The organism is Tenacibaculum amylolyticum, from assembly GCF_964511145.1.
Classification (GTDB): domain Bacteria; phylum Bacteroidota; class Bacteroidia; order Flavobacteriales; family Flavobacteriaceae; genus Polaribacter; species Polaribacter amylolyticum.
Genome location: NZ_CAZEFZ010000070.1, coordinates 158730 through 173053, shown reverse-complemented (window position 1 = coordinate 173053; position 14324 = coordinate 158730). Strand labels below are relative to the sequence as shown.

Below are 14324 nucleotides of genomic sequence, written 5' to 3'. Positions count from 1 at the left end.
TTTATTGCCTCCGAATTAGAAAAGTAAAACAATTATAAATTTTAAATTAATATGAAAACAAAAATTAAAATTGCTATTGCTGCTATTATAGCAACAGGGTTAGCAGCTAAAGCTCAAGAATTCACTGAAGATGTTAAAATTAAAGGGAATTCAACTCAAAAGCATTCTTCCTTATCTTTTTATAGAAACGATAATGCTAAATTTATGACTATTGGGCATAGTGAACCTAATAACTTTAACTCTACTTTCGATTTTCATCATCATAATGGAAATCCTTTTCGTTTTTTAATCAATGATAATGAACTTTTACGACTTGCTGTAAATGGTAATGTAGGTATTGGGACGGCTAGTCCTACAGATAAATTAGATATTTATTCTAGTTCGGATTCCAATGAAATTGGGATTACGTTAAGACAAATGTTTGATAACGGTAATCATGTTCCTCAAAATTCCGGTATCTCTAGAATTACACAAAAAAGATATAACACTAACTTAGGAAATTATCGTGGTGAACTTACCATTCAATGCCAAGACTATGATAATGGCTATTATATGAGAGATGTTGCTAGTTTTTTAAGTAATGGTAATGTAGGTATTGGTACTACAAATCCTTCAACTAAGCTTCAAATTCAAGGAACTCCTGCTAACAACGTAATTGAGACTGAAGAAGTATTTAAAGTGAGTAGAGCACTTACTACTGGAGTTTCTTTTCAGCAAGCAGCAGCTTTTAAATTAGGAAGATGGGCTACATCTGGAAGTTCTTACAAATCTAATACAAGATTAGATATTGCTTTAAAGGGTAATAATCCAACATCTGATTATAACACAGATGTAAATGTTATGACACTACAAAATAATGGGAATGTAGGTATCGGGACATCTAGTCCATTATCTAGGTTACACATTTTCGGTTCGGGAACAGGAGATAAAGGTCTTACAATTCAGAATAATGTAGAGCAAATAGGAAATTCTGCCACTTTATGGTTTAAAAGTGCTTCTTCTAATTCAGACTATAGAAAAGGAGCTATAATGTTTGTTAATGATGGTCGTGGTCATGGTCGTGGTGATTTCGTTTTTGCATTGAACGATGCTTCTTCCTCTAGTGTTGCTAAAGCTTCTAATGCTAAAATGATTATAAAAAGTGAAACTGGTAATGTTGGTATTGGAACTAATTCACCAACACAAGGTAAGTTAGTAATAAAAAGTAGTACGCTACCTAGTCTTTCTGGAAATAAAACAGGTGGGCTTGCTGTTATTGGTAGAAATACAGAACTAGCTATGGGCGCTAGTTCTCAAATAAATGGTGGAAGTTGGATTCAAACTAGACACACTAGCTCTACATTTCCTAATTCTGCTTACCAGCTATCTCTTAACCCTCTAGGAGGTAATGTAGGTATTGGAACAGATGATACCCAAGGTTTTAAATTAGGTGTAAATGGTAAAATTGCTGCTACTGAGGTAAAAGTAGCTACTTATACTAATTGGCCTGACTTTGTTTTTGAAACAAAATATTCGTTACCAACTTTAACTGAAGTTGAAAATCATATTAAAGAAAAAGGACACTTAAAAAATATTCCTAGTGCTAAAGAAATTGAACAAAATGGTTTCTTTTTAGGTAATATGGATGCTAAGTTATTACAAAAAATAGAAGAGCTAACTTTATATACTATTGCACAAGAAAAAGAAATAAATAATTTAAAAGAACAAAATTCTAAAATTGAAACACAACAAAAGGAAATCGAAGCTTTAAAAAAACAAAACAAACTTCTTTTATCTTTGTTAGAACGAGTTTCTAAATTAGAAAAAAAAGTACAATAAAAAAGTAACAGTTTATAATAAGCAGCAGGTAATTACAAAATTAACTCCCTGTTGCTTATCAAATATTCAATACTGAAAATACATGTTTAGCAAAGAAGAATCGGCAAAAATGCGAAAAGAGTTCTGGACAAGCTTTGGTAAGTCTTTTCCTAGAAAGTGGTTGTTGTACAACACCAATATTAAAGGTTTTTCATTTAAATTTCAAGCAGATAGAAAAAAAGCTTTTGTTACACTTGATATTGAAAACCCAGAAGAGATTGCTAACGAATTATTGTACGATCAGTTACTTTCTTTACGTAAAATATTAGAAACAGAGTATTTACCTGAAGTTATTTTTGACCCAGCTTTTCAATTAGATAGCGGAAAATATATTCATAGAATTTACGTTCTCCATGAGAAGAAATTTAGTATTCATAATAAAAATACTTGGCGTGATTGCTACGAGTTTTTTGTAGATACAATGACGCAATTTGAATTGTTTTATTACGAATATGAAGATTTTATTAAACAAGCAATTTAAGTTTTAAATCCCCTAATTATGAAACAACTCAAATCCCTAGCCTTAGTAATTTTACTATTTTCATTTTGTATTTCTTGTTCTTCTAACGAGGATATGGAAAATCTTGATTCAGATTCAGGAACTGAAAACACCAATGTGTCTTCTTATGAACAAGAAATTCTTGATCTCATTAACGCTCACAGAACAAGTAATGGTTTAAGTAGATTAGCCTTATTAGACGCTATTAAAACTCAAACAAACGCCCATACAGATTATATGATTAATGCCGGTGCTATTTCTCATGATAATTTTAATCAACGTAGTGCTTATTTAAGAGAAAATGCTGATGCTAGAAGCACTGCTGAAAATGTAGCTTCTGGATACAGTACTGCACAAGCTGTTGTAAATGGTTGGTTAAATAGTCAAGGTCACCGACAAAATATTGAAGGAAATTATACGCACTTTCATTTAACTGCAAAACAAAGTAGTAATAACAGATGGTATTATACCAATATTTTTATTAGACAATAAGAATAACTTTTATAACACATAAAAAAAGCACCCAAAAGGGTGCTTTTTAACTAATTCAACAACTATTATATATTATCTTCTAAAAGAATGAAATACTAAACGGGTAATTTGGTGTTTCATCATTATTTGCTCTAATAGCATTCATGATTGGAAAAATTAGGTAAAATATTCCTAGCACTAGAAAACCTAACAATCCTAAACCAAATAATAATATTAAAGGAATACACAATAAAACATATAGAAACATAGAAATTCTGAAGTTTATAATTGCCTTACCATGCTCATCCATTCCTTCTACTTCATCTTTCTTAACTGCCCATAAAACTAAGGGCACTATCAATCCTCCAATTCCTGTAACAAAGTCTAACAATTGACTTAAATGTGTTAATACCAATAATTCTTTATTTTTTCGCATTTTTTGATTGTTTATGTATTATTAAGACGATTTTTTTTCTGTTTTGTTACACTTTAAGCTGTTTTTTCGTTTTTTCACTTTTAAAAATTATTCAAAAAGCAGCTGCTTTATATTACTTTCCACACTGTAAAACTTCGCCTAAATTTCACGCTATAAGTCCGTATATTTGCTGCATGATTCAAAATGATACCATTATTGCTTTAGCAACTCCTTCTGGTGTTGGAGCTATTGCTATGATTCGACTTTCTGGTGAAGATGCTATTACGATTGTAAATTCTTTTTTTAAATCGATTAAAAAAGATAAATCTTTATTAGATCAGAAAACACATACTATTCATTTAGGACACATTATAGATAACGGAAAAGTTCTTGATGAAGTTTTGGTATCAGTATTTAAAAACCCTAATTCGTATACGGGCGAAAATGTGATAGAAATTTCATGTCATGGTTCTGTTTTTATTCAGCAAGAAATTATTCAGCTATTTTTACGTAATGGTTGTAGAATGGCCGATAATGGTGAGTTTACCATGCGTGCTTTTCTAAACGGAAAAATGGATTTAAGTCAGGCAGAAGCGGTTGCAGATGTTATTGCATCTAACTCAGAAGCTTCTCATCAAATGGCTATTCAGCAAATGCGTGGTGGTATTACAAATGAATTGAAAGAGTTACGTGGACAATTATTAGATTTTGCAGCTTTAATTGAATTAGAATTAGACTTTTCAGGTGAAGATGTGGAGTTTGCAGATAGAACAAAGTTTAGAGCATTGGTTACGAAAATCTCTACAGTTTTAAAACGCTTAATAGATAGTTTTGCTTTTGGTAATGCTATGAAAAATGGAATTCCTGTAGCTATTATTGGTGAGCCAAACGTTGGAAAATCTACTCTGTTGAATGCCTTATTAAATGAAGAGAAAGCCATTGTATCTGATATTGCTGGAACAACCAGAGATGCTATTGAAGATGAAGTAATTATAAATGGTGTTGCTTTTCGCTTTATCGATACCGCGGGAATTCGTGAAACAGAAGATGTAGTAGAAAGCATTGGTATTCAAAAAGCATATGAAAAAGCTGATAAAGCACAATTGGTAATTTTCTTAGTCAACTCACAGAAATTAATTACTGATAGTGATACAATTCTTGAAGAAATCATCAATATCAAAGATCGTTTTAGTAATAAACGCTTACTTGTAATTGCTAATAAAATTGATACTACTTCTGATAGCGAAAAAGAGAGAATTAAAGAGTTAATCCCTAATATTTTATTACTATCTGCCAAGAAGAAAGTTGGTGTAGATACCTTACAATCTGAATTAACTTCATTAGTAAATACAGGAGCTTTAAGTAATAATGAAACTATTGTAACAAACTCTAGACATTTCGAAGCTTTAAATAATGCCTTAGAAAGTATTCAATCTGTAGAAAATGGTATTGAACTTGATATTTCTTCAGATTTATTTGCAATCGATATTCGTGAATGTTTACGTTACTTAGGTAATATTACTGGAGAATACGATGTGGATAAAGATATTTTAGGTCATATTTTTTCTAACTTTTGTATTGGGAAGTAAATGTTATCATATTTTATGATAGAATTATATAAGAAAATAGTAGCTTTTTTATCACAACCCTATCCTTTCTATTATAAAGGAAAGTCTTTAAAGGTTGTTTCTTTCTTGATATTTATTGTAACATTTCTTTTTCTTTATTTTTATGAGCCTTTTGTAACAACTTATGACCCTGTGTATAAAATGGATTATTTCTGGATCGTTATAATTCGCTCTTTCATTCCTGTAATTATAATTTCGCTTTTATCATTTTTAAAATTCGCTTTTCCTAGTGAGAATAGATGGAACATAAAAAAAGAAATAATTTTAATTGCTATATTTCTTCTTTTAGTAGGAATAACTCAATTTCTAATTCGTGATATTATTTATGACCTCTCAGACAATTGGTCTTTGTATTTTTTTATTACTGATATAGAACATACATTTTTAATAGGATCATTATTAATCATTATTGTTATTTCTTTCAACTATAATAGATTAAACTCAAAAAATATTGGAACAGCTCATGAATTAAGTTATTCTTTAAACTCTAATAAAAATACCCAAACTCAAACTGTTTTAGTAAGTCCTAAAGTAAAAAGTGAAGAGTTTGTTTTAAATGTAAATGATTTCTTATATGCTAAAGCCGTTGGAAATTATGTCGAATTACATTTAAAAGGTGAGGAAAAAAACTACATTTTAAAGCGTATGACTTTAAAAGAGCTTATAAATGCTTTAAAACAGTATCCTAACATTTTTAAAACACATCGATCATACATTGTAAATTTAAATTTCATTGAAAAGGTTTCTGGTAATGCACAAGGATACAAACTTCAATTATCTTCTTGTGAAGAAGAAGTTCCTGTAGCTAGAAATATTATTCCATCATTTGATAATAAGGTAAAAGAAGTATAAACTTTACTTTGTTATTCATCACAAATTCTTGTTTTTCATAAATTATAATGCTTTTCATCACAAAAGCTTGGTACTAATCACAAACTATATTTAGCACCTCTGTTTTTGAATAATTTTGTCCAAAAATTAGAATGGGAAGATATGACATATACTATTGTTAGTAGTGAAATATTAATTCAATTAGATATGTTTTTCTCCCTTGAAAACAACAAAATATAAATTAAAAATAGAATTATGATTTACAAGAAATTGCTTTTAGTATTAGTAGTTGTAGTAAGTTTAGGATTTAACTCTTGTAGTAGTGATGGAACTAGCAACAGTATAGATGGAACCAATTGTACTGTAACAGGTGAAGGTACAATGGTTACACAGGTATTAAATTTATCCAATTTCAGTGGAATTAACGTCTCTATTGCAGGAAATGTAACTATTAGTCAAGGAGCAACTCAAAATGTTGAAGTAATAGGACAAGCCAATATAATTGCTGCTTTATCTACTTCTGTTAGTAACAATTTTTGGAATATCGGTTTTGAAGGAAATTGTAGTTATAACTATAATGAATTAACTATAAATATTACTGTTCCAAATATCAATCAAATAGAATTAAGTGGTGCCTCTGATATTGTTGTTAATGATTTTAATAATCAGAACAATCAATTAATGCTAGATTTAACTGGTACAGGAACGTTAACTTTAAATAATTTTGAAGGAATAACTTCAATAGATTACATTTCAAGTGGTAATGTAAAAACAAACATAAATAAACCAATTTCAACATTAAACACAATGGATGTTACTATCTCTGGTACAGGTGATTTAAGTATTAACGAAGCAGGTATCATGCTAGATAATCTAAATATTAGCCTGATTGGTGATGGAGATTATAAAGGGTTTAAAATAGTAACTGAAGATTGTACAGTTACAACAACAGGAACAGGTAATGCCGAAGTTTTTGCTAATAATACATTAAAAGTTACAATAAGTGGAACAGGAAATGTGAGTTATAAAGGTGCTCCTACTATCACACAAAATATAACTGGTACCGGACAATTAATTGATGCTAATTAATTTTTTTATCTGAGCATTTTGAAATTCGTAGTTCTTTGTTCGATTTTCGAAATGCTTTTTTGATTCTTAATAAACTAACAATAATCGTATGAAACAATACAGTCCTTTTTTAGCGCTAATTATTGTAATACTTACAGTTTTTTATAGCTACTACTCGTTAACACCTCACAGAATTTCCAATGCTTCAACGTCATTAACAGAATTTTCAACAGAACGTGCATTAAAACCACTTAAAGAAATTTCTAAAAAAGCACATTATTTAGGCTCTAAAGAACACAAAAATGTACGGGAATATATTGTTTCTGAATTAGAAAAGATGGGATTGGAAACAACCGTTGAAACACAACAAATATTCAGCTCCTATGGTACAGGAGCTAAAATCAATAACATTATTGCTACAATTAAAGGAACAAACAATACAAAAGCCTTAATGCTGAGTACTCATTACGATTCCGATACAAGCGCCTCACTTGGTGCTAGTGATGCAGGCAGCGGCGTAGTAACTATTTTGGAAGGAATAAGAGCCTATTTAGCTTCAGGAAAAAAACCTAAAAATGATATTATAATTTTAATAACCGATGCTGAAGAATTAGGACTTTTAGGAGCTAAAGCCTATAGAAAAACACATAACATTGAAGAAGTAGGTATGATTTTGGTTTTTGAAGCCAGAGGTTCGGGAGGACCAAGTTATACTCTTATAGAAACTAACGGTGGTAATAAAAATCTTATTAAAGAATTAAAAAAAGCGCAGCCAACATATCCTGTAGCTACTTCTTTAATGTATTCTATATATAAAATGTTACCTAATTCAACAGATCTAACTGCTTTTAAAGAAGATGCACCTGTTAATGGTTTTGGTTTTGCTTTTATAGGCGATCATTTTGATTATCATACTCCCCAAGATAGTTATAATCGTTTAGATAGAACATCTTTAGAACACCAAGCAAGTTATTTAATGCCTCTATTACATTATTTTGCTGATGCTGATTTGAGTAACTTAAACTCAAAAGAAGATTATGTATATTTTAATTTCCCTTTTTTTAACATAATCTACTACCCTTTCTCTTTTGCAATACCAATTGCCTTAATTATAAGTTTATTATTTACTGCAATTACCATCTTTGGTATAAAAAAGAAAAAACTTAATACAAAAGAACTTTTAAAAGGGTTTATTCCTTTTTTGGTAGCACTAGCAAGTACTGGAATTATAACAAAATATGGCTGGGAATTACTTAAAATAATTTATCCGCAATACAACGATATTAAACAAGGATTCACCTACAATGGATATACCTATATTATTGCTTTTGTTGCATTGACTCTATCTATTTGTTTTTTTTCATATAAAAAGTATTTTGATAAAAATGAACCAAAAAATTTATTGATCGCACCGACTCTTATATGGATTTTATTAAACATTGGTGTTGCCATTTATTTAAAAGGAGCTTCTTACTTTATTATTTCAGTGATTTTTGGACTCATAAGTCTTAGTATATTATTATTCTTAAAAACTACTAAAGAAAAAAAGCTACTCCTAATCACCTTTTTATCTCTTCCTGTATTAATTATTTTTTCACCCAACGTAAAAATGTTTCCTTCAGGTTTAGGTTTAGATCTTTTAATAGCAGGTATGCTTGTTGTTGTTCTTTTATTTGGAATATTGGTTCCTATTTTGTCAAGTTTCAAAAAATTTAAACTGCATTGGATTACTTTAGGTATTGCTTTAATTGGATTTATTACTGCCTCTTTTCAATCTTCATATACCGTAGATAGAAAAAAACCTAACGGTATTAACTATATAGTAAACATTAATGATAATAAAGCATTTTGGGCAAGTACAGATAATAGCTTAGATGAGTTTACACAACAGTTTTTTAGTGATACTATAACAAAGCTCCCTAAAAAATATTATAAATTTTACGAAAAAACGACAGTAAAATCCTTTAAACAACCTACTCTTACAGTGATAAAAGATACCATTGTAGATAACGAAAGGCAAATTAACTTTTCGATTACCAGTCATCGTGGAGCTAATCTTATTAGAATGTTTGCTCAAAATGAATTTATTATCAAAAATCTGAAAATTCAAGGATATGAATTTCCAAAAAGAGAAAACAAAGATTATGTACAAAATACTAAATATAAAAAATGGTTAACGAGTTATAACTTTGCTTATCAAGATTCTATTTTGAATGTAGAACTTATCGTATTACCTAATGATAGACCTAAAATTAGTGTTAGTGAAGTTACTTATGATTTACTTAAGAACCCTAATTTTAATATTAAGCCTAGAAAAGATTATATGATGGTTAATTCTTACCCAAACGATGTAGTAGATGCCATTATTTTAGTTAAGGAATTTGAGTTTTGAAATTAGTTACTTTTTTAGGTAAAATTTGAGCTATCAAAAACTAGTAATATATCCTCATAATTAAACATTAAAAACAAAACCTTTATACTACTCCACTATATCACATTGTAAACAATCATTCTACTGGAGTAGTTAGGTTTTGTATTAAAAAGTAATTATGACCTAAAAAATCTTAAATAGTAATCTCATTTTCGTTTTTAAAAACATCGTATAATGAAGGATACATATTTTTAAAAGTTTCCTTAATAAAGTCTAACGGTACATCTTTAAAACTTCCATAATCTTCTATATACTCCATAAACTTTAGATCATTACTATTATATTCTTGAAGAATAGCATTTTCTGAACCATCAAAATCTAATGGCTCTACATTATATAATGCACATAATTCTTTATTAAATATAGGTGAACATTTTACCCATTTTCCGTTATTATATACTTCTACCAAACCATGAGGAGCAATCTCGCTAGTTCCTAGCTTTTTTTCTAATCGTTCTACTGCTATATGATTTGACACTTTTGCCAATCGCAGTCGTGCAGGAATTCCCAAGGCTCTTAAACCAGCAATATATAAAATTGACTTGTCTATGCAGTGTGCTTCATTTTTTCTAAAAATCGAACTCGCTTTAAAATGTTTTGCTGTTAAACCAATATTAAACGGACTATAACGCCAACCGTCTCTAACTTTTAGATATAATCTTGCTATTTTTTCCGATTCAGGCACTAATGTATAATCAGCAATTAATTCCTGAATTTCTGGGCTTTCAATATCGAAATAATAAGTCGCTGTAAGATATTTTTTCTGCATGGTTTAATATAAATAATTTATCTGAGACTCAAAATCCTTGTTTATAATTCCTATGCTTTCACAATGCAAATTTGCCATGATAAATATCATGTTTTTTTGAAAAATTCAGTTGTTATTTTGACCCGATGAAAGTGATAGAGACAATGGAGTTAATGGCTCCTGCCGGAAATTTTGAATCGTTACAAGCTGCAATTGATAATGGTGCAGATTCTGTTTACTTTGGTGTAGAACAGCTTAATATGCGAGCACGCGCAAGTATCAATTTTACAATTGAAGATTTGCCCGAAATAGCTAGACGCTGTAAAAAGAAAAATGTTCGTACCTATTTAACATTAAATACAATTATTTACGATCATGATTTATCTATCATTAAAACACTTTTAGATGCTGCAAAAGCTGCAAATTTAACTGCTGTAATAGCAATGGATCAAGCTGTAATTGCTTATGCCAGACAGATTGATATAGAAGTACATATCTCCACTCAAATTAATATTACCAATATAGAAACTGTTAAGTTTTATGCTTTGTTTGCAGACACTATGGTAATGAGTCGTGAGTTGAGTTTACGTCAAGTTAAAAAGATTTGTGAACAAATAGAAAAAGAGCAAATTAAAGGACCTTCTGGTAAACTTGTAGAAATTGAAATCTTTGGGCACGGCGCTTTATGTATGGCTGTTTCTGGAAAATGTTATATGAGTTTACATGCTTATAATTCTTCTGCTAACAGAGGAGCTTGCAAGCAAAATTGCAGAAAAAAATACAGTGTTATCGATCAAGAAACAGGTATTGAAATGGAGTTAGATAACGAGTATATTATGTCTCCAAAAGACTTATGTACATTAGATTTCTTAGATCAGGTAGTTGCCACTGGAGCTAAAGTATTAAAAATTGAAGGTCGTGGGCGTGCACCTGAGTATGTTGCCACCGTAATTAAAACTTATAGAGCTGCTTTAGATGCCATTGCTGAAGGTAGTTATTCTAAAGATAAAGTTTCTGAGTGGATGGATACACTTGCCAAAGTTTACAATCGAGGTTTCTGGAGTGGATATTATTTAGGTCAGAAACTAGGCGAATGGAGTGATACTCCTGGTTCTAAAGCTACTCAAAAGAAAGTATATATTGGTAAAGGTGTTCATTTCTTTCCTAAACCGAGTATTTCTGAATTTAAAATTGAAGCGTACGATATAAAAATCGGAGATACCATTTTAGTAACTGGTCCAACTACTGGAGTTGAAGAATTTGAACTCACTGAAATGATGGTAAATGACGAACGTTTAACTGTAGCTCAAAAAGGAGATTCTTGTACAATCCCTACTCCTTTCAGAATTCGTCCTTCTGATAAACTATATAAAATTGTTCAGAATTAATGGTAGTAGTAACCTTACAGCGCAATAAATGTATTGGTTGCAATTATTGTGTAGAAATGGCTCCAGATCACTTTAGAATGTCTAAAAAAGATGGGAAAACAGTACTATTACATGCTATTGAAAAAAAAGGCTTCTTTACCATAAAATCTACAGATAATGTTATTTTCGATGCTTGCCATCAAGCAGAAAAAGCATGTCCTGTTAATATTATTTCCACAAAACTAATTTAACTTCCTATTTATTTAGTTTTTATCAGGTATTTTACATACACAATACAGTTTAAAGAGAATACTACAAATTCGTATTGTGTATGTTTCGTTTCATATTCTTTGTCTTACTTTATTCCAATTTATAACCTTAAAAACTTTTTATGTTTTTGATATGATAAATGTCATATTTTTTTGAAGAATTGTATTGTTACTTTGAACTCAATTAAATGATATGATGAAAGTTCAGCAATTATATACAAAGTGTTTGGCAGAAGCCACATATTATATTTCTTCAAATGGCGAAGCTGCTATTATCGATCCTTTACGAGAAACAAAACCGTATTTAGAGTTACTTGCTACAGATAAAGCTAAACTAAAATATGTGTTCTTAACACATTTTCATGCGGATTTTGTTTCTGGTCATGTAGATTTAGCAAAAGAAACTGGTGCTACTATTGTATATGGACCTAGTGCAAAAGCAGATTTTGATTTTTACGAAGGAAAAGACGGCGAACTTTTTTCTATTGGAAATATAAACTTACAATTAATACATACACCAGGGCATACCTTAGAATCTTCTTCTTACTTATTATTCGATCCTTCTGGAAAAGAACACTGCTTATTTTCTGGCGATACTTTATTTATTGGTGATGTAGGAAGACCAGATTTAGCTATTACCTCCTCTATTTCTAAAGAAGATTTAGCTAGCAAATTGTACGATTCTTTACATGACAAAATCTTATCACTACCAGATAATATTATTATTTATCCTAATCATGGAAAAGGTTCTGCTTGTGGTAAAAACATGAGTAGTAAAACTTTTGATACATTAGGAAATCAAAAAGAGGTTAACTATGCATTGCAATTAGATTTAACTAAAGATGATTTTGTGCAGCAAGTATTAGATGGATTGCATACTCCTCCACCCTATTTTCCAAAAAATGCCTTATTAAACAAACAAATAAATAAAGATGTAAATCTTGTAATTGCCGATGGTTTGTCTCCAATGAGTGCTTCTGAAGTACAACGTATTATAGTTTCAGATAATGTTCTAGTATTGGATGTAAGAACTGCGGGAGATTTCTGTGAAAAACATATACCTAATTCTTTATTTATTGGTTTAGAAGGTGATTTTGCTCCATGGGTAGGTGCTTTAATTCAAGATATAAACCAACCTATTATCTTAATTACACCTGAAGGTAAAGAAGAAGAAGCTATTACAAGACTATCTCGTATTGGATACGACAATGTAATAGGTTATTTAGAAGGTGGTATTACTGCTTGGGAAAATGCAAATTACGATATTACTTCTATAGCTTCTATTACTACAGATATGGTTCCTTCTTTTTCTGAAAACTTATATATAGATGTTAGACGTGATGGTGAATTTAATGACAATCATGTAAAAGACGCTATTCATATTTCTTTGCAAGATATTTACAACAATATAAACACATTAGATACGCAAACTTCATATTTTGTGTATTGTGCTGGTGGATATCGCTCTGTTATTGCGGCTTCTATTTTAAAACGTCATGGATATCATCATCTAATTAATATTAAAGGCGGCTTTGCAGCACTTTTACAAAGTACTGTACCACTCAGTAAATGCCGTAAAGATTGTGCACTTTGTGCCTGTAGTGGATAGTATCCACGTTTATTATGAAGGGTTATTTAAAAAGAAAGATTCACTACTCCTTAAAAAAGAGTTTATGAATCTTTCTTCTTTTAGAATTAATTCTAAATTAATCTTATTTATAAAATTTCTTGTAAAAAGATAGAAAACATTGTAAATTCATTTAGAAAACTAGATGTGTAACTAACAAGAATAATACATCTACTTACTCCATTAAAAAACATAAATGATACAAAAATTTGAACCTCACCAACAAGAACAATTAGCTAATTTTGTACTTGGCATACAAAATGGTGAATTTGGACTTGGTTTTAAAAGAGATGAACAAAAAGATTTACTAAATACTTCTGAATTTTATAAAGGTGGTAACTTTTGGATTGCTAAAAATGAAAATGATATTATAGGCTGTATTGGTTTACAAAAACTTAATTCTGAAGTTGGAGTCTTAAGAAAAATGTTTGTTCAGAAAGAATTTAGAGGAAAAGAATTGAACATTGCCCAACAATTATTTGAAAAATTAAAACAAGAAGCAATCAATCTTAAGTTTGAAAAAATTCTTTTGGATACACCTTCTATAGCAAAAGCTTCTCATCGTTTTTATCAAAGAAATGGCTTTATAGAAATTAGGAAAAATGAAATTCCTTCAGCTTACAGTTTCCCAGATAGAAACTCTAAAATATTCGAGTTAAAATTAAAGTGAAAAATTCAAAACTCTTATGTACATTAGTACTCAAACTAACTTTAAACGAAAGTCTAGTAATTATTGAGTAATCGCAGTATTTTATAGTAACTTTATATCCAAAACGTAACAAAACTACACATCAACGTTTTTTGAATTTAAAATTATGACTCATAACTATACAATCACTGGAATGACTTGCGGAAGCTGCGAAGCTAAAGTAAAATCGTCATTGCTATCAATACATAATATTACAGCAGTTGCTGTTTCTAAAGAGGATAATACTGCAACTATTACTATGGATAAGCATGTTGCTTTATCTGATTTACAAAATGCATTAGATAGTAAATATCAAATTACTGCTCTTCAGCATAATGAAACTTTGGAACAAACCAAATCTTGGTTTGCTACTTATAAACCTGTTATACTTATCTTTTTATACATTTTTTCTGTAACAGCTCTTA

General features: G+C 29.9%; 14 protein-coding genes (1 of these 14 only partly in view). 12 read left to right on the top strand and 2 right to left on the bottom strand.

Annotated elements, in window-relative coordinates:
- Positions 1-51 precede the first annotated feature (51 nt).
- The 3 genes from ACKTTC_RS17040 (at position 52) to ACKTTC_RS17030 (ending at position 2848) form a co-directional block, all read left to right on the top strand.
- Positions 52-1818 (top strand): hypothetical protein, encoded by a 1767-nt coding sequence (locus ACKTTC_RS17040; RefSeq protein WP_408041061.1) that lies wholly within the window; start codon positions 52-54, stop codon positions 1816-1818.
- Positions 1819-1900: 82 nt separating this feature from the next.
- Positions 1901-2338 carry a DUF4268 domain-containing protein gene (locus ACKTTC_RS17035; protein ID WP_408041060.1) on the top strand — a complete coding sequence of 146 codons (438 nt, stop codon included), beginning with the start codon at positions 1901-1903 and terminating at the stop codon, positions 2336-2338.
- A gap of 18 nt (positions 2339-2356) precedes the next feature.
- Positions 2357-2848: a CAP domain-containing protein gene (locus ACKTTC_RS17030; protein WP_408041059.1), complete on the top strand. Its 492-nt coding sequence runs from the start codon at positions 2357-2359 to the stop codon at positions 2846-2848.
- A 79-nt stretch (positions 2849-2927) separates the two neighbouring features.
- On the opposite strand, the gene ACKTTC_RS17025 is transcribed toward ACKTTC_RS17030, so the two are convergent.
- Positions 2928-3263: a DUF4870 domain-containing protein gene (locus ACKTTC_RS17025; RefSeq protein ID WP_408041058.1), complete on the bottom strand. Its 336-nt coding sequence runs from the start codon at positions 3261-3263 to the stop codon at positions 2928-2930.
- Between the two features lie 173 nt (positions 3264-3436).
- Here ACKTTC_RS17025 and mnmE point away from each other — a divergent pair, with 173 nt between their 5' ends.
- The 4 genes from mnmE (at position 3437) to ACKTTC_RS17005 (ending at position 9161) form a co-directional block, all read left to right on the top strand.
- Positions 3437-4831, top strand: coding sequence for a tRNA uridine-5-carboxymethylaminomethyl(34) synthesis GTPase MnmE (gene mnmE, locus ACKTTC_RS17020; RefSeq protein WP_408041057.1), 1395 nt, complete (start codon positions 3437-3439; stop codon positions 4829-4831).
- 15 nt (positions 4832-4846) lie between these two features.
- Positions 4847-5722, top strand: a complete 876-nt coding sequence (locus ACKTTC_RS17015) for a LytR/AlgR family response regulator transcription factor (RefSeq protein WP_408041056.1) — start codon at positions 4847-4849, stop codon at positions 5720-5722.
- A gap of 234 nt (positions 5723-5956) precedes the next feature.
- The gene (locus tag ACKTTC_RS17010) at positions 5957-6790 is read left to right on the top strand and encodes a GIN domain-containing protein (RefSeq protein WP_408041055.1); all 834 of its coding nucleotides are present in this window, start codon (positions 5957-5959) and stop codon (positions 6788-6790) included.
- An 88-nt stretch (positions 6791-6878) separates the two neighbouring features.
- On the top strand, positions 6879-9161 hold the full coding sequence (locus ACKTTC_RS17005; RefSeq protein WP_408041054.1) for a M28 family peptidase: 2283 nt from the start codon (positions 6879-6881) through the stop codon (positions 9159-9161).
- A gap of 172 nt (positions 9162-9333) precedes the next feature.
- Here the strand turns inward: ACKTTC_RS17005 and ACKTTC_RS17000 are convergent, their stop codons facing one another.
- On the bottom strand, positions 9334-9969 hold the full coding sequence (locus ACKTTC_RS17000; RefSeq protein WP_408041053.1) for a transglutaminase-like domain-containing protein: 636 nt from the start codon (positions 9967-9969) through the stop codon (positions 9334-9336).
- Between the two features lie 125 nt (positions 9970-10094).
- Between ACKTTC_RS17000 and ACKTTC_RS16995 the strand changes: the two genes are divergently transcribed.
- The 5 genes from ACKTTC_RS16995 to ACKTTC_RS16975 form a co-directional block, all read left to right on the top strand.
- Positions 10095-11336, top strand: coding sequence for a peptidase U32 family protein (locus tag ACKTTC_RS16995; protein ID WP_408041052.1), 1242 nt, complete (start codon positions 10095-10097; stop codon positions 11334-11336).
- Positions 11336-11566: a ferredoxin gene (locus ACKTTC_RS16990; RefSeq protein WP_408041051.1), complete on the top strand. Its 231-nt coding sequence runs from the start codon at positions 11336-11338 to the stop codon at positions 11564-11566. The genes ACKTTC_RS16995 and ACKTTC_RS16990 overlap by 1 nt, the downstream gene beginning before the upstream one ends.
- A gap of 211 nt (positions 11567-11777) precedes the next feature.
- A complete protein-coding gene (locus tag ACKTTC_RS16985) occupies positions 11778-13193 on the top strand; it encodes a rhodanese-like domain-containing protein (RefSeq protein WP_408041050.1) in 1416 nt (471 codons plus the stop codon).
- A gap of 214 nt (positions 13194-13407) precedes the next feature.
- Entirely contained in the window at positions 13408-13881 is a 474-nt protein-coding gene (locus ACKTTC_RS16980; RefSeq protein ID WP_408041049.1) for a GNAT family N-acetyltransferase, read from the top strand.
- A gap of 145 nt (positions 13882-14026) precedes the next feature.
- Positions 14027-14324, top strand: partial view of a heavy-metal-associated domain-containing protein gene (locus ACKTTC_RS16975; protein ID WP_408041048.1) — the beginning only. It continues 422 nt past the right edge of the window; the window shows 298 of its 720 coding nt (coding positions 1-298); it begins with the start codon at positions 14027-14029; its stop codon lies beyond the right edge, outside the window.

Coding starts and splice junctions, on each gene's coding strand:
- ACKTTC_RS17040 (WP_408041061.1), top strand. CDS start 52: ATGAAAACAAAAATTAAAATTGCTATTGCTGCTATTATAGCAACAGGG.
- ACKTTC_RS17035 (WP_408041060.1), top strand. CDS start 1,901: ATGTTTAGCAAAGAAGAATCGGCAAAAATGCGAAAAGAGTTCTGGACA.
- ACKTTC_RS17030 (WP_408041059.1), top strand. CDS start 2,357: ATGAAACAACTCAAATCCCTAGCCTTAGTAATTTTACTATTTTCATTT.
- ACKTTC_RS17025 (WP_408041058.1), bottom strand. CDS start 3,263: ATGCGAAAAAATAAAGAATTATTGGTATTAACACATTTAAGTCAATTG.
- mnmE (WP_408041057.1), top strand. CDS start 3,437: ATGATTCAAAATGATACCATTATTGCTTTAGCAACTCCTTCTGGTGTT.
- ACKTTC_RS17015 (WP_408041056.1), top strand. CDS start 4,847: ATGATAGAATTATATAAGAAAATAGTAGCTTTTTTATCACAACCCTAT.
- ACKTTC_RS17010 (WP_408041055.1), top strand. CDS start 5,957: ATGATTTACAAGAAATTGCTTTTAGTATTAGTAGTTGTAGTAAGTTTA.
- ACKTTC_RS17005 (WP_408041054.1), top strand. CDS start 6,879: ATGAAACAATACAGTCCTTTTTTAGCGCTAATTATTGTAATACTTACA.
- ACKTTC_RS17000 (WP_408041053.1), bottom strand. CDS start 9,969: ATGCAGAAAAAATATCTTACAGCGACTTATTATTTCGATATTGAAAGC.
- ACKTTC_RS16995 (WP_408041052.1), top strand. CDS start 10,095: ATGAAAGTGATAGAGACAATGGAGTTAATGGCTCCTGCCGGAAATTTT.
- ACKTTC_RS16990 (WP_408041051.1), top strand. CDS start 11,336: ATGGTAGTAGTAACCTTACAGCGCAATAAATGTATTGGTTGCAATTAT.
- ACKTTC_RS16985 (WP_408041050.1), top strand. CDS start 11,778: ATGATGAAAGTTCAGCAATTATATACAAAGTGTTTGGCAGAAGCCACA.
- ACKTTC_RS16980 (WP_408041049.1), top strand. CDS start 13,408: ATGATACAAAAATTTGAACCTCACCAACAAGAACAATTAGCTAATTTT.